Below are 19,504 nucleotides of genomic sequence, written 5' to 3'. Positions count from 1 at the left end.
CTGTCTTAACGGGTATGAGCCAGCGCATCGAGACCCTTGACGGTCTTCACCAGCACCTGCAGTGGGCGATCGAGCTCGAGCACGCCACGATCCCGCCGTACCTGTGTGCGCTCTACTCCCTGGACCCGGCGCAGAACCCGGATGCGGTCGAGCTGGTGAGCAGCGTGTTCGTCGAGGAGATGATCCACCTCGCGCTGGCGGCTAACCTGCTGAACGCCGTTGGCGGCGAACCGCGGCTGGACTATCCCGGCATGCTCCCCGCGTTCCCGCGCACGCTTCCGCACGGTCAGGTCGAGCTGTCGCTGCTGCCGTTCGGGCCGGAGGCGCTGGAGATGTTCCTGCGGCTCGAGAAGCCGGAGGCACCAGGTTCACCGGCCGAAAGCGATCACTACGAGACGATCGGGCAGTTCTACGACGCGATCGAAGAAGGCGTGCGCTACCTGTGCGAGACGCTCGGCGAAGAGAAGGTGTTCTCCGGCGACCCGGCGCGGCAAGTGACAGCGGGACCTTTCCAGCACACCGGCGGCACAGCCCAGCCCGTCACCGATCTTCGATCGGCGCTGGCCGCGCTCGAGGAGATCGTCGAGCAGGGGGAGGGCACGTCGCGCGGCGAGGTCTGGGACGGCGACCACGACATCTTCCACCCGGACCGCGACGAGGTCGCGCACTACTTCCGGTTCATGGAGCTCAAGCTCGGCCGTCGCTACCAGCGCGGCGACACCCCGCAGTCCGGACCGACCGGCGAGCCGGTCGCGCTCGACCTGACCGGGATCGCCCCGATGCAGCCGAACCCGCACCGCTCGGACAACGCTCAGATCCGCGCCGCGCAGGAAGAGTTCGACGACTCCTACTGCACGCTGCTGTACGTTCTCGAGCAGGCGTTCACCGGCGAGCCGGCGCTGATCCGCGACTCCGTCCGCGCGATGTACGGCCTCAGGGCCGGGGCGCTCAAGCTGCTGCAACTCAGCGAGGACGACCGGACGGTGGCCGGCCCGACCTTCCTCTACATCGACCCGGAACAGCGTCGCTGAGAGGGCTGCTGAGAACCCGCTGAGACGTTTGGGAGAAAGAGCCGCTTCCAGTTCGCCATTTGTTAACGTTCGGTCTTCACCTGACCGTACATTCCTTCCTAATGTATTAACCATGGACACCCCGCCCGCTGTCCGTGCTCGCGGAATCACCAAGTACTTCGGTGAGGTCGTGGCACTCGACGGTGTCGACCTCGACGTCGCACCAGGCCAGATCCACGGCATCGTCGGTCCGAACGGCGCCGGCAAGACCACGCTTCTCGGCCTGCTGCTCGGACTCGCCGTCGCCGATCGCGGCACGCTCGAAATCCTCGGTACGCCGGTCGGCCGCGCCCTCGTCGTACCGGCAGGCGTGGCCGGCTTCGTCGACGGCCCCGGCCTGTACCCGTCGATGACCGCCAAGCAGAACCTCGCCGCGCTGGCCGCACTCCGCGGTGACCCGGGACAGACGATGAACATCGACGAGGCGATCGCCCAGGTCGGCCTCACCGATGTCGCCGACGACCGCGTCCGTGGCTTCTCGCTCGGCATGCGCCAGCGCCTCGGCCTGGCCGCCGCCCTTCTCACCAAGCCCAAGTTGCTGATCCTGGACGAGCCGTCCAACGGCCTCGACCCGGCCGGCAAGAAGCACGTGTACGGCGTCCTCGCCCGCCTGGCCGCGGACGGTACGGCGGTGATGCTGTCGAGCCACCGGATGGACGACGTCGAGCAGCTCTGCTCCGAGGTCACGATCCTGTCGACCGGCCGGGTCGCGTTCTCGGGACCGATCAGCAAGCTGGCCTCCGAGGACAGCGAGCTCGACTACCGGGTGCTCACCTCGAACCCGGCGACCGCCCGCCGGATCGCCCGCGAGACCAACGGGATCCGGCTGCGCGACGACGAAACCGTCAAGGACGGCGTGGAGCTGCTCGTCATCTCGGCGCCGATCCCGGCGCTGGACGAGTTCGTGAAGCGGCTCGTCGACTCCGGCGTCGCGGTCCGCGAGCTGGCACCGGTCGTCTCACCCCTCGAAGCCGCGTTCCTCGCCCTCACCGAGCAGCAGGAGAACAATTCATGACGGCCACCGCCGCCGCCCCGGCCACAGCCCCTGTGGCGCGCTCAGTTTCGGTCGCCCGTGGATACCGCTTCGAGCTCGTCAAGCTGCTCTCGCAGTGGCGGGTCCGGGTCCTGATCATCGCCTGCTGGCTGGCCCCCGCGGCCTTCGTCGCCATCATCAGCCAGCAGGCCTCGCTGCCGGTCGACACGCTGTTCGGTCGGATGATGCACGCGACCGGATGGGCCGGACCCCTTGTCCTGCTGGGCTTCTCGGGATCGTGGGCCCTGCCGCTGCTGACGTCGCTGATCGCCGGTGACGTGTTCGCGTCCGAGGACCGGCTCGGCACCTGGCGACACCTGCTGGTCGCGGTCCGCTCGCCGCGCCGCATCTTCGTCTCCAAAGCTCTCTCCAGTCTGACCGTGATCGTCGTGCTGGTGATCGGGCTGGTCGTGTCCAGCACGAGCAGCGGCCTGCTGGTAGTCGGCAACCGCGAGCTGATCGGTCTCGACGGACACCTGCTCTCGCCGGGGCATGCGGCCGGGGCGGTCTTCCTCGCTTGGCTGTGCGCACTGGCACCGACGCTGGCCCTCGCGGCGATCGGTCTCCTCGGCTCGGTCGCGCTCGGCCGCTCGCCCATGGGCCTGCTGCTCCCGGCAGTGGTCGCGCTGGCGATGCAGATCGTCCAGCAACTCCCGGTCCCGGTCGCCTTCCGCCTCGCTCTTCCCGGCTACGCCTTCATCAGCTGGAACGGCTTGTTCACGAGCCCCGCACAGCGCGGGCCGTTGCTGATCGGAGTCGCGGTCAGCCTGGTCTGGGCGATCGTCGCCACCGGCCTGGCCTATTTCCTCTTCGTACGCCGAGATTTCACCAACCCGACGCACGACGGCTCCGGCCGCCGGGCGTTGACCGCCGGTCTGCTGCCGCTGGTCGGCCTGCTCGTCGTCAGCACCGCGGTGATCGCTCCGGTGAGCGGCTTCGGTTCGGGCATCGACCAGGACAAGGTGCAGAAGGCCGTCGCGATCGAGTTCGCACATCTCTACCGCCTGCAGACCAAGCGGCTCAATCGGGCCGATGTCACCGAGGAGCAACTGCAGAGCGCCGCCGAGTGCACCAAGGGCGGCGACCAGGTCGCCGCGCGCGGGCCCGGCAACGACTGGCGGTGCGTCGTGAGCTGGCACATCCCGGGAGTGGCGGTGGCCGGCTCGGCGATCTACCAGCTCGACATCAACCCACTCGGTCGGTACGTGTCCGACGGGGACGGACCGAAAGAAGTGAATGGCTTCTTCCTCGTCCGGACCCCGTCGGGAGACGAACCGAACCCACTGTGGCAGTTCGACGGCAATATCGAACTGCTACCTGCCAAGTAAGACCAACCCGAAGGGACTGCTCCCATGCAGGTAACACGCCGCCGCAGGCGTGACGAAAAGGGCTCGTCGAGTCGCCTCCGGCGCAGAGTACCACTGGTAACAGCGGGCACCACCGCTGTCGCCGTGGCGCTCGCAGGCACCGCTGTCGCCTCGACAACCGGCTTCGGACACGACCAGGTCGGCCAGGTAACCGACAAGGGCCAGGTCATCTCCTCCGACCAGTACATCAAGCCGCTCGGAGACCGGCTCGTCCTCCAGGACGGCAAGATCATGTCGTCGACCACGAGTCCGGACGGCAGCCATCTGGCCGCCGGCGTGACGGACGGCGGGATGGCGCTGGCGATCGTCGACCTGAAGAACTGGAAGGTCCAGCAGTACGTCGGCAACAACGCCGCCGCGGACCTGAAGATCCCGGGCAACGACATCGGCCAGGAAGGCCCGACGTACTCGCCGGACGGCAAGCAGCTGTGGCTCGGTCAGACCGACGGCTACCGCAAGTTCGACGTGAACGCGGACGGTTCGCTCGCGAACCCGACCTTCGTCTCGATCGCCGCCGACGGCGCCAAGCACGCGCTGGCCAGTGAGGCGGTCTTCTCGGCCGACTCCAAGACCGTGTACGCCGCGGTGAACGGCCAGAACCGGGTCGTCGCGATCGACGCCGCCACCGGCACGATCACGCAGAGCTGGGTGACCGGCAACGCGCCGCGCGACATCGTGATGGTCGGCAGCAAGCTCTACGTGAGCAACGAGGGCGGCCGGACCGCGCGGCCCGGCGACACGACGCTCGACTCGTACGGCACGCCGGTCGTCGCGAACCAGAACTCGATCACCACGACCGGTACGGTCAGCGTGATCGACACCAAGAACCCGGCCGCCGCCGTCGGCAGCATCCCGGTCGGTCTGCACCCGACCGCGGTGTACGCCAAGAACGGTGCCGTGTTCGTCGCGAACACCTCCAGCAACACGGTCTCGGTGATCAACACCAAGTGGGACAAGGTCGCCCAGACCATCACCACCCAGCCGTGGGACGAGGCCAAGGTCGGCTACGAGCCGAACGCCATCGCACTGACCGACGACGGCCACCTGCTGGTCTCGCTCGGTCGCGCCAACGCGGTCGCGGTCTACAAGTTCCGCAACCCGCTGGAGCCGGTGAGCTACGTCGGCCTGCTGCCGACCGACTACTTCCCGGCCGAGCTCGCCCAGGTCGGCAAGGACATCGTGGTCTCGAACACCCGGGGCGTCGACGCCCGCCGGACCACGACCGCGGCCGGCCATGGCACGCACGACACGACGTCGAGCCTGACCAAGTTCCAGCTGCCGGACGACCACGCGATCTCGAAGTACACCGCGACGGTCTTCGCGCAGAACGGCTGGACCAAGGGCTCGGCGCAGCTGGCCACCGACAAGGGGCACCGCGCCCCGGTCGCGGTCCCGGCCAAGCTCGGTGACCCGTCGACGATCAAGCACGTCTTCCTGCTGGTCAAGGAGAACCGCACCTACGACCAGGTGTACGGCGACATCCCGACCGGCAACGGTGACCCGGCGCTGACGCAGTACGGCGAGAACGTGACGCCGAACCAGCACGCGCTGGCCAAGCAGTTCGGGCTGTACGACAACACCTACGACGTCGGCACGAACTCGGCCGAGGGCCACAACTGGCTGATGCAGTCCGACAACCCGGAGTACACCGAGTCCTCGGCCGGTGAGTACCTGCGCAGCTACGACACCGAGAACGATGCCCTCGGCCACCAGGCCAGCGGGTTCATCTGGACCGGTGCCCAGGCGGCCGGCAAGACCGTCAAGGACTTCGGCGAGTTCCTCTCGATCGAGAACAAGCCGGCCGGTGCGAGCTGGCAGAACCTGTACTGCGACACCAAGCAGATGCAGACCGGTGCCGACACCAAGTACCCGATCCAGGTCGGCTCGGCGATCCCGTCGCTGAACAAGGTCGCGGTCCAGGGCTTCCCGCAGTTCGACACCACGGTGCCGGACATCTACAAGGAACAGGTCTGGGAGAAGGACTTCAAGAAGAACGGTCCGGCGAACCTGAACATGTTCTGGTACTCCAACGACCACACCGGCGGGACCGCGAACGGCCCGGCGCAGGTGGCCGACAACGACTTGGCCGTCGGCCGGACCGTTGACGCGATCACGCACAGCAAGTACTGGAAGGACTCGGCGATCTTCATCGTCGAGGACGACTCGCAGGCCGGTCTCGACCACGTCGACGGGCACCGGGCGCCGATCCAGATCATCAGCCCGTACGCGCAGCACGGCGTCACGGACAGCCACTACTACACGCAGATCATGATGATGCGGACCATCGAGCAGATCCTCGGGATCCACCCGATGAACCAGAAGGACACCGCGGCCACCCCGATGTTCGGCGCGTTCACCAACAAGCCGAACTACACCCCGTTCACCGCGGTCCCGAACCGGACCTCGCTGACCGGCGGCGTGAACCCGGTGCCGACCTGCGGCGCGGACGTTCCCGCGGCGCAGAACCCGAACGTCGCGGCGGCTCCGACGGCGGCCGTCCCGGCCGGCATGGAGACGATGGCGGCGACCTGGTCGGCGTGGAAGGACCAGCAGCGGACCACCGGCCCGAACGCCAAGGCCGACTTCGCGAACCCGTCCCAGATGAACCACTACGACTGGTACGAGGCGCACAACTGGGCCACGCCGTACCCCGGCGAGACCAAGATCGTCGCGCCGAACGACGTACCCGGCGCGATCATCCCGGCCAACGAGAACGACGGCTGACCGGCTGACCGGCTGACCGGCTGAACGAATGGTGAGGCAGTAATTGGGTGGCAGGCCCGCGACGTCGCTGGTAACGTCGCGGGCCTGTCTTTTTCGGGATCGAATCGAACCGGATGGATCAGCTCCGGGGCGGGACCCATGCTCACGATTCGAGGCACTCTGCCATGGCCGAACTCGAGGCCGAACGGGCCTTCCTGACCACTGCCCAGACCGCTCTCCACCGCATGTACGCCGAAGTGGTGGACCGCGACGTCCAGATCATCGGCGGCGAGGACAACGACGAACGCTTCACCAACGAGGCCAACCAGCGGGCCAAGGAGATGCGCACCCACGCACTCATCGACCTGCCCGACGTACCGCTGTTCTTCGGCCGGCTCGACTACGAGCACGGCACGATTCCCGACCACGACCGGATCTACATCGGCCGCCGGCACGTTCACGACGGCAGCGGCGTACCGCTGGTGATCGACTGGCGGGCGCCGGTGTCGGTGCCGTTCTACCGGGCGACCCAGAGCGACCGGCAGCGGGTGCTGATGCGGCGCCGCTACGGGTTCTCGGATCACGCCGAGCTGACCGGGTTCGAGGACGAGCCGCTGACCGGCGTGGTCGAGACCGATCAGGCCGATGCGTTCCTGCGGGCCGAGATCGAGCGGCCGCGCACCGGCCCGATGCGCGACATCGTGGCCACGATCCAGCCGGAGCAGGACGACCTGGTCCGGGCTCCGCTGCACCCGAGCGTCTGCGTGCAGGGGGCGCCCGGCACCGGCAAGACCGCCGTCGGCCTGCACCGGGTCGCGTACCTGCTCTACACCGAGCGCGAACGACTCGGCCGCGGCGGCGTCGTGATCGTCGGCCCGAACCGTTCGTTCCTGTCGTACATCCGTAAGGTCCTGCCCGCGCTCGGCGAGGTCGACGTCCGGCAGATCACGATCGACGAGCTGCTCACCCGGCCGACCGCGGCGATCGACGACACCGAGGCCGAGCGGCTCAAGGGCGACGCCCGGATGGCCGACGTACTGCGGCGCGCGCTGTGGTCGTACGTCGGTACCCCGACCGAGGGAGTCCTTTACAGCAAGGGATCCCGGCGCTACCGGGTGCACGACTACGAGGTCGTCGACATCGTGTCGGACCTGCGCGAGTCGACCCGGTACGCGCCCGGCCGGAACGCGCTCGCGCAGCGGATCGCCCACGTCGTCCTGGTCCGGATGGAGGAGCGGGCCGAGTCACCGGACGACCGCGTGCAGAACGCAGTGGCCCGCTCGAAGCCGGTGAAGGACGTGCTCGACTCGGTCTGGCCGCGCGTCGCACCTGAGCAGGTCCTGCATCGGCTGTTCTCCGACGCGGACTTCCTGGCCCAGGCCGCTCCGGCGCTGACCGAGGAGGAGCGGAAGGCGCTGCTCTGGAGCAAGCCGGCCCGCGGGTGGAAGTCGGCGAAGTGGTCGTTCGCCGACACCGTCCTGCTCGACGAGCTCGAGGACCTGATCGAACGGCGGACCGGGTCACTCGGGCACCTCGTCCTGGACGAGGCACAGGATCTGTCCGCGATGCAGCTCCGTGCGCTTGGCCGCCGATGCCGGACGGGTTCGGCCACCGTGCTCGGCGATCTGGCGCAGGCGACGACGCCGTGGGCCGCGGGCTCATGGGACCGCGTCCTCGGTCACCTCGACAAGAGCGACGGAGTGGTGGAGGAGCTTGATCGCGGGTTCCGCGTGCCGGAACAGATCATCCGCTTCGCGGCGAAGCTGCTGCCCGAGATCGCTCCGACCCTGAGTACGCCGAGCGGCGTCCGGACCGTGGCGGACGCGCTGAGCGTCGTACCGGCCACCGAGTCGACGCTCGCCGACGAGGTCATCGCCGCGTGCAAGTCCGCCCTGGCCGGCGAAGGTTCGGTCGCCCTGATCGCCGCGGACGACCAGGTGGCGCGGCTGCGCGACGCGATCGCCGCGGCCGGCCTCGAGGTCGCGCTGATCGGCGAGACCGAGGACGAGATCGACACGGTCCGCCTGGTCTGCGTGCCGGCGACGCTTGCCAAGGGCCTCGAGTTCGACGCGGTCGTCGTCGCCGAGCCCGCCCACATCGTCGCGGCCGAGCCCCGCGGCCTGCACCGCCTGTACGTCGTCCTCACCCGGGCCGTCAGCCGCCTCCAGATCATCCACGCCGAGCCGCTCCCGAGCGCCCTCGGCTGATCCCGGCGCTGATCCTGGGCGCCGCTATCGTGGGCGCGATGAAGCTCTTCGTGGTGGTCGTGATCGTGCTGTTCGCGGCCGGACTCACCTGGGGCATCGTCGCGCTCGTCCGCCGGCAGCGCTACATCGACTCGTTGCGGCAGCGCGGCTGGAACTTCGTCAACAGCCCGACGTTCGATGCCGTCGCGCGGCTGAACAATCCGCCGTTCGGCCTCGGTTTCGTCCGCAAGCCCGACGACCAGATCACCGGTCTGACCGCCCGGGGTCGCGCGTTCCAGGTGATCGAGTACAGCACCTCCCACTGGTCGGGCTGGGTCGGCATGGTCACGCTGTCACGCCGGCTCCCCGAGTTGTGGATCACCGGCGGCGACACCCGGCCGCGGTACGGCGTCCTCGCGCACGCCGTGCCCGCCCCGCCGCAGCTCGGGCCGGGCTGGCAGCTCGGTGCGCTCGAACCGGACTTCGCCGCGGAGCTGATGAATCCGCAGGTGTGTTCGCAGCTGAGCGCGATGGCCGCGGGTTTGCCAGGGCTGAACGCCGGTATCGACAGCGATCAGCTCGTGGTGCTGAACCCGCCGCGCGAGAAGCCCGACCTGCTCGCGGCCTGGCTGGAGCAGCTCGGCGCCGTCGCGGACGCGATCGACGCGGCGCCGCTCGACCGCTGGATCCAGCCGGAGCCGCAGCCGCGGCTGACGTTCTATCACCACCCGGACTGGTACTGGATCGGCGTCGACGACAGCCTGCTGGAGTTCACACCGGTGAACCGTGGCGGTCACGGCCACAGCACCAGCGAGGTGATCCGCGGCCGGGACGGCGACGGACCGCCGTTCGTCGCGTTCACGCACCACTGGAAGACGACGCGGACCGAGTCGTACACCGACAGCGAGGGCCGCACGCAGACCCGGACGGTGACCGAGAGCCACAGCGAGGCGATCCTCGGGTTCCAGTTGCCGATCCGGATGCCGCGGCTGGAGGTCGCGCCGAAGGGGTACAGAATCGGACTCAGCGGCGGGATCAGCTTCGAGAGCGAGGCGTTCAACCGGCAGTTCGCGGTGCACTCGCCGGACCTGAAGTTCGCCTACGACGTGATCCATCCGCGCCAGATGCAGTACCTGATGTCCAACCCGCCGGCCGGGTTCTGGATCGAGGAGCAGTGGGCCTGGTTCTCCCCGGGCGAGCACAGCCAGCCCGCGATCGCGCACAGCTCGCTGTTCATCCGCGGCTTCCTGGCCCGGGTCCCGCGGTTCGTCTGGCGGAACCTCGGCCTCCCGGATTCGCCCTACCCAGCCCCTGAGATATCGCGCGTTTCCTGAGGGGAATGCGATTACCCTCGGCGCGGTTGCGTCTTTGGGTGTGGCTCCACGGATGAGCCACGAGTCTTGGGAGGCATCATCACAACGCATGCGGCCCTGCTACCGGTCGAGCGGACCTCGGCCGGTACAGGTCAACACACCGGCCAACGAACCCTGGTCATCTTCGGCGCCAGCGGCGATCTGAGCTCGCGGTTGCTGCTGCCGGGTCTGGGTAGTCTGCTGGCCGGACCGCGGGCGACCAGTGTGCGCATCATCGGGACCGGGCGGTCCCCGCTCGCGCCGGACGAGTGGACGGACCGGGTCAGGTCCGCCTTCGGCGCCGAGCTCAGCTCCGCGGCGGCGGACACGCTGGCCACGACGGAGTACGTCGCCGGTGACCCGACCGACGTCGAGCACCTGCGCGCGCTCCTGGAGCTCGCCGGTCCGGCGCCGGTCCTGTACTTCTCGTTGCCGCCGGCCGTGACGACCGCGATCGTCGAGAAGCTCCGCGGGCTCGAGCTGCCGGAAGGCACCGAGCTCGCGTTCGAGAAGCCCTTCGGCACCGACTCCGAGTCCGCCGCCGAGCTCAACCAGCTTGTCGGCTCGCTCGTGCCCGAGGAGAACGTGCACCGCGTCGACCACTTCCTCGGCCGGACCGCGGTCCTGAACCTGATCGGCCTGCGGTTCGCGAACCGCCTGTTCGAGCCGGTCTGGAACGCCGAGCACATCGAGAGTGTCGAGATCGTGTACGACGAGACGCTCGGCCTCGAGGGACGCGCGCAGTACTACGACAACGCGGGCGCGCTGGTCGACATGATCCAGAGCCACCTGCTGCTCGTCCTCGCCCTGCTCGTGATGGACGCACCGGCGACGATGGACGCCGTCGAGGTGCGCAGCGAGATGGCCCGGGCCCTGCGCAGTACGCATCTCTACCGGGGCTCCGCGATCGAGGCGGGCCGACGGGCGCGGTACGCCGCGGGGATCGCGGACGATCGCGTGGTCCCGTCGTACGCCGATGAGAACGGTGTCGACGCGGAGCGGGGGACCGAGACGCTGGCCGAGGTGACGGTCGAGGTCGACACGAACCGCTGGGCCGGTGTGCCGTTCACGCTGCGCTCGGGCAAGGCGCTCGGGGTCGCCCGCAAGGAGATCGTGGTCAAGTTCAAGCCGCTGCGGCACCTGCCGTCGGGTCTGAACGGCGCGCGCGACGGCGAGACGCTCCGGATCGGGCTGAACCCGGGCGAGCTGTCCCTGTCCGTCCCGGCGCTCGGCGTCGACGGCCCGTACACGATGGGCCAGGTCTTCCTCGACGCGACGCTGCCGTCGTCCTCGGTCCTGCCGTACGGCGAGGTGCTGAGCGGCATCCTCCGTGGCGACCCACTCCTCTCGGTGCGCGGTGACGTGGCCGAACGGTGCTGGGAGATCGTCGAGCCTGTCCTCGCCGCGTGGCGCGCCGGCGAAGTACCGCTCGACGAGTACGACGCGGGCTCTGGCGGACCTGCGATCTGGAAGTAATCCGGGCCCATATCTTGACACGGTTAAGTAACTAGAACCAATATCCTATCCGATTCGGTTCTCTCAGAGAGGTCACCGCCATGACCAGATCCGTTCGGAGCAGGAGGGTGCGGACCGTGTTCACCGGTCTCGTCGCCGCCGTACTGCTGCCGGCAGGTTTGACGGCTACAACGTCCGCAGCAGCACCCCGGAACACGCCTCCGATCGCGCCGAAGACGGCTGCTCCGCAGCAGGCCGTCCAGGCGCCGGAGGCGGTGACCACGAACGTCCAGTCCGGCGGTCCCGCCGGCGATATCGCGCTGCACCCGTACATGGGGTGGAGCAGCTACAGCATGCAGGTGTACGACGGCGCCGGGAACTGGATCTCGGCGGACCAGTTGATCAAGCAGTCCGACGCGATGCACAAGAAGCTCCAGCCGTACGGGTACAAGAACATCAACATCGACGCCGGCTGGAACGACGGGATCGACGCGTACGGCCGGCCGGTGCCGAGCAAGAAGCTGTACCCGAACGGGCTGCAGGTGGTGATCGACCACATCCACGCCAACGGCCAGAAGGTCGGCCTGTACGCGATCCCGGGCATCGGCAAGGAGGTCATCGACGCGAACCTGCCGGTGTACGGCGCTCCCGAGTGCAAGACCGGTGACCTGCCGGTGCAGCCGCTGCAGAAGGCGGACTACTGGGGGATCGGCTACAAGATCGACTTCTCCAAGCCCTGCGCGCAGAAGTACATCGACTCGATCGCCGACCTGTTCGGCTCCTGGGGCCTGGACTTCCTGAAGTTCGACAGCGTCACGCCCGGCTCAGGGATCAGCGACCTGTCGCTGGACGCGCGCGGCGACGTGAAGGCGTGGTCCGCGGCACTGGCTCGGCACAAGATCTGGCTCGAGCTGTCCTGGGCGGTCGACATCAACTACGCCGACACCTGGAAGCAGTACGCGAACGGGTGGCGGATCGAGTGGGACGTCGAGTGCTACTGCCCGGGCGTCGCGCTGACGCAGTGGCAGAACATCAACCGGCTGTTCCCGAAGCTGGCGGACTGGTGGCGCCACGCAGGTCCGGGCGGCTGGAACGACCTCGACTCGCTCGACGTCGGCAACGGTTCGATGGACGGCCTGACCAAGGACGAACGCCGTACGGCGGCCACCCTGTGGGCAGTCTCGGCGGCGCCGATGTACGTCGGCAACGACATGACCCGGCTGGACGACTACGGCCTGAGCCTGCTGACGAACCCCGAGGTGATCGCGGTCAACCAGGCTGGACGGCCGGCGCAGCCGCTGTCGATGAAGACGAACAAGCAGGTCTGGTACTCGCTCAACCCCGACAGCAGCTACACCGTTGCCTTGTTCAACCTCGGGCAGACCGACTCCGACATGACGGTCAACTGGGCCGACCTCGGCCTGACCGGGCCTGCGAAGGTCCGGGACCTGTGGGCGCACAAGGATCTCGGTCAGTTCGCGCAGGGCTTCACCGGGAAGGACATCCCGATCCACGGCGTCCAGCTGCTGAAGGTCACGCCGCAGAAGGGTTCCTCGATCCGCGTCAACGACGACGACCTGCGGGTCGCCTACGACGGCGCTTGGCAGCGCAACCACAACTACGAAGTACCGGCGGTGTCCGAGCCGCTGTCCGTGACGGTCACCGACTCGGCGCAGGCGAAGACCGCGGACGCGGGTTCGCGGACGCTGGAGGTCAACAACGACGACTCGCAGATCACCTACACCGGCACGTGGCACCAGAGCACGGGCCGCGGGCTCGGTGACTACAAGGACGACGTGGCGTGGACCGAGACCGACGGCGACTCGTTCTCGTACAGCTTCGTCGGCACCGGCGTCGACTACGTGACCGAGACCGACCCCGGACAGGGGGACGTCGACATCTACGTGGACGGCCAGTTCAAGCAGACGGTCAGCACGTACATGGATCCGTCCCAGGGTCACAACAAACCGCAGCAGGTCGTCTACAGCGTCTCGGATCTGCCGAACGGCTCGCACACGATCCGCGCGGTGAAGAAGTCCGGTCAGTTCATGCTGCTCGACAAGCTGAACATCCGGCAGGAGAGCCTGCTGAACCCGGACACGGTGACGTTCGACAAGAGCTCCCCGGCCGACGTGAGTGTCGAGCTCGGCCGCGATCCCGATGAGCTGGCAGGCATCTCGAAGGCCGGCCAGGACCTGGTCAAGGGCACCGACTACACGGTGGCCGGCAAGGTCGTGACGATCAAGGCGGCGTACCTCGCGACCTTGGCGGCGGGCAGCGTGCCGCTCGACTTCAGGTTCCGGGGCGACTACCGCGACGACATCCACGCCGCCACGGCGAACGGCGCGGCGGTCAACTTCGCCTTCACCGGTACGAGTGTCGCGTGGAGCACGCAGGTCGCTCCGGACCAGGGGAACGCCGACGTGTTCGTCGACGGCAAGCTGGTCCGCCGGGTCAACCTGCACGGCGACGCCCGCGTGACCAACCAGCAGGTGTTCAGCGCGACCGGCCTGAAGAACGGCCCGCACGCGTTGCGCATCGTGAAGGTCGACGGCGACGTACTGCGCAACGACACGGTCAGCTACACGATCGCCAAGTAGAAGCCAATACCCCTCACCCCCTGAGATGGGTGGTGGCCGCGCTCCTGCGGTCACCACCCATCTGTCGTTGGATGGGCTCCGAACCCTCTGTGCCGGCCCGAAAGGTTGGGGCGGATCACAGGGAATCTGACTGACTGATCAGTCAGGTACTTGTTACCATTCAGTCCGGGGGATCGATCTGGCATCCCTGTCGATCGAGCGAGGTGCCGCCTAATGTCCTTGAGCGATATCCGAAATGTCACCGTCCCGCGCCGGCGAAGCCGCAGGCGCCGGGAAGACTCCAAGCTGGCCGACCACGTCGACCGTCTCGGCGAGGAACACCCGCCGATCCCGCTCGAGAGCGTCGACTACACGATCAAGCGTCCGCGGCTGCTGGCCGAGCGGTTCGGGTCGGTGCTGGCCTACATGACCCGGGTCGAGCTCGAGGTCGAGCGGAACGTCCTGGAGCTGAACATCCTGCTGCCGGATCCGCCCGAGGTCGACCGGCGGTTCTACGCGGACGTGTGGATGCCGCAGGAGACCCGGCACGGTTTGATCCTGGACCAGATGCAGGAGCTGGCCGGGATCGAGGCGCACGAGCCGAACCTGACCGACGTCGACTTCAAGCTCAAGCTGCTCGGTGCGCTCGGCAAGGTGCCGGGCGTGCAGGACATCAGCCGGATGCTGTACTACCTCACCGGACTGGCGACCGAGCGCTCGGCGGTGCTTGCCTACAACAAGCTTCACTCCGGACTGCTCGAGCTGGGCGAGCGAGCGATCGCGGCGACCGTGGTCGCGCCGATCAAGCGGCAGGAGCCGGGACACTTCGCGTACTACCAGATGGCCGCGCAGGAGCTCTGGGGGCAACTGTCCGGTTGGCAGCGGTGGCTGACGCGCGGCCTGCGGAAGCGTACGTTCGATGTTGTGGGTGCCTACAACAAGCTCCAGCGGACCCAGTTCGGTGACGTGATGCACGCCCTCGACATCAGCAAGGGCGGCGAGGACGACCTGCGCGAGTATGCGCTGAAGGTCGGGCGCGCCGAGTACGAGCTGATGTTCGCGCACCGGCGCGGGTTGCGGGTGCCGGACTACGTCTTCAAGGCCCTGCGGCGATCTGCGGAGCTCGCTGCCGAGCGGAAGGGTGAGGCCTGGCCCGCTGCCGAACCAGCCGGCTCATGACTGCTGCTGCCCACGCGCGTCACACCAAGCGGCAGGTCATCATCGAGACCGCTGAGCGGCTGTTCGCCGAGCACGGGTACGACGCGACGTCGACGGCACGGATCGCCCACGAGGCCGGCGTACCGTCCGGTCTGGTGTTCTACCACTTCGCGACCAAGCTCGACCTGCTGCTCGCGATCGTGCAGGAGCGCCCGACGCCGAGCGAGGTACTGCGTTCCGCGGCCCGCGGCCGGACCGTACGGCGGCGGTTGCAGGCGATCGTGGCGACGATGGCCGAGGAGCTGGAGCACGACCGGGCCGCCCGGATCATCGTGTTCCGGGAGGCGCAGGGGAGACCGGAGATCGCCGAGCGGGCGGCCGAGTTGTTCGCCGAGGCGACGGAGACGGTGGCCGACGTGCTGAGCGGCGCCGATGACGTGGTCGCCGGGCGGGACCGGGTGCGGACGGCCGCCGAGCTGGTCGTCAGCCGGGTCTTCCTCGATACGGTGGCGCTCGGTCAGGCGGAGACCGCGGCGAAACGGCACGAGGCGATGATCGACCTCCTGGCCGATTCGCTGGCCGCCCCGGGCGGGCGCGCCCAGCAGGACTGAGCGCGCCCTCGTCAGGTCAGGCCCAGGGATCGAACGGGATCCCGGACGGCTTGGACGCGTTCAGCAGGTTGCGGAACCGGTCGTCCTTGTCGGTGATCTTGATCGTCGCCGAGCCGAAGTCGGCGGTCATCAGGATGTCGCGCAGCGAGGTACTCGGGTAGCCGTTCCAGCCGACCAGCGGCGGGTACCGCCAGTCGTGGTAGTGGTTCTCCGGCGGCTCGTCGTTGCTGTTGGCGAGGCGGAAGAAGTGCGTGCTCGCGCCGTCCTTGTGGTAGACGACCTTCGGGTGCGAGCCGTCGAAACGGACCTGCGAGCGGGGATACGTGACCTGGCTGGAGTGCTGCGTCGTGGTCACGTACTCGACCTGGTTCGACGCCTGGTTGATCCAGGAGATGACGTGCTCCCAGTCGTGCCGGTGGCCGCCGAGACTGCTGCCGGGCAGCGCTTGGTCCTTCTCGAAATAGCTGGCGTAGACGACCGCGCACCAGCCGTTGTTGCACTTCTCGCGGGAGTACGTCTGTGAGTTGTCGAGGTCGGACTGGTCGCGGCAGTTGCCGTTCACCGCGCCGGTCGGGTTGAGGCCGGGGTTGAGCGTGCCGTCGGCTCCGATGGCGGGGGTGGCGTAGCAGCCGTCGGTGTCGTAGTCGTACGCCGGCGAGAACGACTGCTCGTACCCGTCGGCGTTCTGCGGGAGGTTCGGCGGCGGGGCGGCGAACGCCACTGCGGCCGAGGTGACGATCAGGGCGGCGGTTCCGAGGACCACGCCGAGCGTGCGGCGGGCGGACACTTTCATCGAATGCTCCTTCAGAACTTAGTTCAGGGCGGAAAGGAACGCCACGAGGATGCCAGTCGCGGTGCACCAACGCCTATACGTCACGTGCCTACAGGTTGACGGTCCGTGAACACCTGGAATTGGTGGGATGCCAGGTCTCGTATTGGTGGTGCAGAGTGGTGTCTGACACCTGCCGGCTGGGGATGCTGAGGAGCGACGGCAGGTGGTTCCTGGGGAGGAACAGCGTGCCTTTTGAGGAGAAGGCGGCGCCGCCGCCTGCACTGCCAGACGGATCGATCCCGACTTACGGCGGTCACGGGCTGCCAGGGAGCGTCAACGGCGAGCCACCGTTGTCGCCGTTCGGCTGGGGTCCGAGCCTGAACTACTTCGACACCAAGACCATCCGCACCCGAGCACCTGTCGGCAGTGTGCTCCCGTTCATCGCCCTGCTCGTCCTGTACGGCGGCATCGTCGCCTCACTGCTGACCGCACTCGCCGTCCGCGCCTGAGCCTGCGCCGGGCGAGAATGGCAGAGTGCGGTTTCGGGTGCTGGGGGCGGTCGAGGCGTCGGTGGACGACGTCCGTACGGCGATCCCCGGCGAGCGCGTCCGCACACTGCTGGCCGCGCTCCTGCTGCGGCCGGACCAGGTCGTGTCCGACGATCAGCTGCTGTACGACGTGTGGGGCGAGAACCTGCCGTCGAACCCACGGGCCGCGTTGCAGGCAGCGATCTCCCGCCTCCACCGCGCGCTGAGCGAGGCCGAGCTGCGGAACGAGCTCGGCGGCTACCGGCTCGAGCTGACCGGGCACGAGCTGGATCTCGTGCGATTCAGGGACCTGGTCACCGCGGCCGCGTCCGCGGATCCGGAGCCTCGGGTCGAGCTGCTGACGGAGGCGTTGCGGTGGCACGACGGCGACGTACTGCGCGGTGCCTCGACGGGCACGTTGGCCGCGCGGTTCGGGCCCGGGTTGCGTGACGAGTGGCTGGACGCGCGGGAGCAGCGCGCCGAGGCGCTGTTGCTGTCAGGTCAGGCCGACGAGGCGATCGCGGAGCTGACCGCGGTGACCACGGACAGTCCGTTGCGTGAGCACGCATGGTTGTTGCTCCTGCGGGGTTTGCACGAGTCCGGCCGTACGGCGCAAGCACTGGCGGCGTACGACCGGCTGCGTCAGGCGCTCGCGGCGGAGCTGGGCACGGACCCGTCGCCGGAGCTCCGCGAGCTGCATCAGGTGCTGCTCATCGGCGACCGCCCGCGGGCCTGGACCGTGCGGACCCGTTTGCCCTTGCCGGTAACGGGTTTCATCGGCCGCGACGATGAGCTGACCAAGGCCCTCGACCTCCTCGCGAACGACAACGGCGTCCCGGTCCTCGTCCTGTCCGGCCTCCCCGGTGTCGGCAAATCGGCGCTCGCGACCCGCATCGGCCATGCCGCAAGGGAGGCGTTCCCGGACGGCCAGTGGCTGGTCCGGCTGCGTGATCGTCCGGCTGACGACGTACTGGCCGAGCTGCTCGGGTTCTGCGGGGTCGGGCCGGACGCGATCCCGGGTGATCCGCGGGCGCGGGCGGAGATGTTTCGCGAGGCGTTGGCGGACCGGCGGGTGTTGCTGATCCTCGACGATGCGCTCACGGTCGACGACGTCCACGGCCTGCTGCCGAACGTTGCCGGGAGCGCGGTGATCGTTACGAGCCGGCAGTCGCTTCGCGAGCTCGCGGTGACGGTCGGGGCCAGCGGCACGGTGTTGGAGCCGTTGTCGGCGGGGGAGTCGAGGACGTTTCTCCGGCAGGCGATCGACGGTGCCGCGGAGATCGGCGGCGAGGCGATGGATGAGCTGGCCGAGTTGTGTGCAGGGCTCCCGCTGGCGTTGCGGATCGCTGCCGCGGGCGCGCGTACGTTGCCGGCCGGGCGGCTTGCTGCGTACGCCGGGCGGCTGCGTGCGGAGCGTCTCGATCGGCTGTCCCAGGCGGTCGGTGTTCAGGGCGTCCGGGAGTCGTTCACCTTGTCGTACGACGCTCTGCCGGGCGAAACGCGGCGGCTTCTCGGTCTGCTCGGTGGGCATCCCGGTGACGACTTCGGGATCGGTGTGGCCGCTGCGTTGCTCGGCGCGGACCCCGGTACGGCGGCCGCCGGGCTCGACCAGCTGGCCGAGGCGAGCCTGCTGATCCGCACCGATGTGGACCGCTACCGGTTCCACGACCTCGTGCGTGACTACGCGGCGAGTCTCGCCGTCGAGGACCGTCTGCCGGCCGAGCGGCGGATGCTCGACTGGTACCTGTACTCCGGCCTGCACGCGATGGAGCTCCTGTACGCCGGCGACGCCGCGCAGTACCTGGACCCGATCGGACCAGGGGTGGAACCGGCTCGAGTGCCGGGCGAACGAGAAGCGTACGAGTGGTTCGACACCGAGTGGGACAACCTCGTCGCCGCCGTCAGCTGGGCCGGCGCTCACGGACATCCCGGCCGGAGCTGGCAGCTCGCCGGTATCACCTGGCCGTACGTCGGCCATCGGCGTCGTTGGCAGGACCATCGAAACTTGTTCTGCTCGGCTGCCGGGCTGGCGCGTCAGCAGGGCCGGCCGGACGGCGAGGCGTGGATGCTGGGCCGACTCGGCTCCGCGCAGGTGTATGCGAAGGATCTGCCGGGCGCGCAGCAGTCGTTCGCGCAGATGCGAGGACTCGCGCGGCAGGCCGGCGACGACCACGGTGAGGCCGCGGCGGTGCGAGGTGCCGCGCTGGTCTCGCACGTGCAGAACGCCGACGCCGAGGCGCTCGAGCTCTACCGGACTGCCCTCGAGTTGGAGGACGCCGCGATCGGCCGGGCGCACACGTTGAACAACCTCGGCGACTGCCAGTTCCGGCTGGGTGCACTGGACGAGGCCCGGAGCACCGTCGCGGAGGCGGTCCGGATCTATCGGGCCGAGGGCAGCCGTCAGGGAGCTGCACTGGCCGGAGGAACCCTCGCCGAGATCTGCCTGGCGCAGGGCGATCTCGACGGTGCGGAACGTCAGATCGTTGCCAGTCTCGCGGTGTTCCGGGAACTCCGTTCGGTCTTGCTCGAGGCGGAGGCAACCTCGATCCTGGCTCTGATCCACGAGGCCGCGCAGCAACAGGAACTGGCTCGCCGGACCGCCCGGCACGCGGCGGACCTGCTCCGGGACGCCGGTTCCAACGTGTTCGTGGCCCGGATCGCGCATCTGGCCGAGTAGTTGCTGTTGGCATC

Annotated in this window: 13 protein-coding genes; 12 read left to right on the top strand and 1 reads right to left on the bottom strand. The window is 68.5% G+C overall.

Annotated elements, in window-relative coordinates; genetic code table 11:
• Window positions 1–14: 14 nt before the first annotated feature.
• The 10 genes from ABT313_RS42695 (at window position 15) to ABT313_RS42650 (ending at window position 15,514) form a co-directional block, all read left to right on the top strand.
• Window positions 15–1,031, top strand: coding sequence for a ferritin-like domain-containing protein (locus ABT313_RS42695; protein WP_350866490.1), 1,017 nt, complete (start codon window positions 15–17; stop codon window positions 1,029–1,031).
• Between the two features lie 112 nt (window positions 1,032–1,143).
• Window positions 1,144–2,085, top strand: coding sequence for an ABC transporter ATP-binding protein (locus ABT313_RS42690; RefSeq protein ID WP_350866488.1), 942 nt, complete (start codon window positions 1,144–1,146; stop codon window positions 2,083–2,085).
• Window positions 2,082–3,431, top strand: coding sequence for an ABC-2 transporter permease family protein (locus tag ABT313_RS42685; protein ID WP_350866486.1), 1,350 nt, complete (start codon window positions 2,082–2,084; stop codon window positions 3,429–3,431). The genes ABT313_RS42690 and ABT313_RS42685 overlap by 4 nt, the downstream gene beginning before the upstream one ends.
• Window positions 3,432–3,554: 123 nt before the next feature.
• The gene (locus ABT313_RS42680) at window positions 3,555–6,194 is read left to right on the top strand and encodes a phosphoesterase (RefSeq protein ID WP_350866484.1); all 2,640 of its coding nucleotides are present in this window, start codon (window positions 3,555–3,557) and stop codon (window positions 6,192–6,194) included.
• 164 nt (window positions 6,195–6,358) lie between these two features.
• Window positions 6,359–8,380 (top strand): HelD family protein, encoded by a 2,022-nt coding sequence (locus ABT313_RS42675; protein ID WP_350866482.1) that lies wholly within the window; start codon window positions 6,359–6,361, stop codon window positions 8,378–8,380.
• Window positions 8,381–8,418: 38 nt separating this feature from the next.
• On the top strand, window positions 8,419–9,693 hold the full coding sequence (locus ABT313_RS42670; RefSeq protein WP_350866480.1) for a hypothetical protein: 1,275 nt from the start codon (window positions 8,419–8,421) through the stop codon (window positions 9,691–9,693).
• A 66-nt stretch (window positions 9,694–9,759) separates the two neighbouring features.
• A complete protein-coding gene (locus ABT313_RS42665) occupies window positions 9,760–11,187 on the top strand; it encodes a glucose-6-phosphate dehydrogenase (RefSeq protein ID WP_350866478.1) in 1,428 nt (475 codons plus the stop codon).
• A gap of 80 nt (window positions 11,188–11,267) precedes the next feature.
• Window positions 11,268–13,766, top strand: coding sequence for a X2-like carbohydrate binding domain-containing protein (locus tag ABT313_RS42660; RefSeq protein WP_350866477.1), 2,499 nt, complete (start codon window positions 11,268–11,270; stop codon window positions 13,764–13,766).
• A gap of 213 nt (window positions 13,767–13,979) precedes the next feature.
• Window positions 13,980–14,924, top strand: a complete 945-nt coding sequence (locus tag ABT313_RS42655) for a GTP-binding protein LepA (RefSeq protein ID WP_350866475.1) — start codon at window positions 13,980–13,982, stop codon at window positions 14,922–14,924.
• Window positions 14,921–15,514, top strand: coding sequence for a TetR/AcrR family transcriptional regulator (locus ABT313_RS42650; RefSeq protein ID WP_350866473.1), 594 nt, complete (start codon window positions 14,921–14,923; stop codon window positions 15,512–15,514). Before ABT313_RS42655 ends, ABT313_RS42650 begins: the two co-directional genes overlap by 4 nt.
• Window positions 15,515–15,530: 16 nt before the next feature.
• Here the strand turns inward: ABT313_RS42650 and ABT313_RS42645 are convergent, their stop codons facing one another.
• A complete protein-coding gene (locus ABT313_RS42645) occupies window positions 15,531–16,307 on the bottom strand; it encodes an NPP1 family protein (RefSeq protein WP_350866471.1) in 777 nt (258 codons plus the stop codon).
• Window positions 16,308–16,531: 224 nt separating this feature from the next.
• Here ABT313_RS42645 and ABT313_RS42640 point away from each other — a divergent pair, with 224 nt between their 5' ends.
• Window positions 16,532–16,795, top strand: a complete 264-nt coding sequence (locus ABT313_RS42640) for a hypothetical protein (RefSeq protein WP_350866469.1) — start codon at window positions 16,532–16,534, stop codon at window positions 16,793–16,795.
• A 25-nt stretch (window positions 16,796–16,820) separates the two neighbouring features.
• Entirely contained in the window at window positions 16,821–19,490 is a 2,670-nt protein-coding gene (locus tag ABT313_RS42635) for an AfsR/SARP family transcriptional regulator (protein WP_350866467.1), read from the top strand.
• Window positions 19,491–19,504: the final 14 nt, after the last annotated feature.

Origin of the sequence: Kribbella sp. NPDC000426 (assembly GCF_040300265.1) — a bacterium.
Taxonomy (GTDB): Bacteria; Actinomycetota; Actinomycetes; order Propionibacteriales; family Kribbellaceae; genus Kribbella.
This window is presented reverse-complemented; position numbering and strand designations above follow the sequence as displayed.

What these genes read in the sequence shown, in the direction of transcription:
- ABT313_RS42695 (WP_350866490.1), top strand. Translation starts at nt 15, where the DNA reads ATGAGCCAGCGCATCGAGACCCTTGACGGTCTTCACCAGCACCTGCAG.
- ABT313_RS42690 (WP_350866488.1), top strand. Translation starts at nt 1,144, where the DNA reads ATGGACACCCCGCCCGCTGTCCGTGCTCGCGGAATCACCAAGTACTTC.
- ABT313_RS42685 (WP_350866486.1), top strand. Translation starts at nt 2,082, where the DNA reads ATGACGGCCACCGCCGCCGCCCCGGCCACAGCCCCTGTGGCGCGCTCA.
- ABT313_RS42675 (WP_350866482.1), top strand. Translation starts at nt 6,359, where the DNA reads ATGGCCGAACTCGAGGCCGAACGGGCCTTCCTGACCACTGCCCAGACC.
- ABT313_RS42670 (WP_350866480.1), top strand. Translation starts at nt 8,419, where the DNA reads ATGAAGCTCTTCGTGGTGGTCGTGATCGTGCTGTTCGCGGCCGGACTC.
- ABT313_RS42660 (WP_350866477.1), top strand. Translation starts at nt 11,268, where the DNA reads ATGACCAGATCCGTTCGGAGCAGGAGGGTGCGGACCGTGTTCACCGGT.
- ABT313_RS42655 (WP_350866475.1), top strand. Translation starts at nt 13,980, where the DNA reads ATGTCCTTGAGCGATATCCGAAATGTCACCGTCCCGCGCCGGCGAAGC.
- ABT313_RS42650 (WP_350866473.1), top strand. Translation starts at nt 14,921, where the DNA reads ATGACTGCTGCTGCCCACGCGCGTCACACCAAGCGGCAGGTCATCATC.
- ABT313_RS42645 (WP_350866471.1), bottom strand. Translation starts at nt 16,307, where the DNA reads ATGAAAGTGTCCGCCCGCCGCACGCTCGGCGTGGTCCTCGGAACCGCC.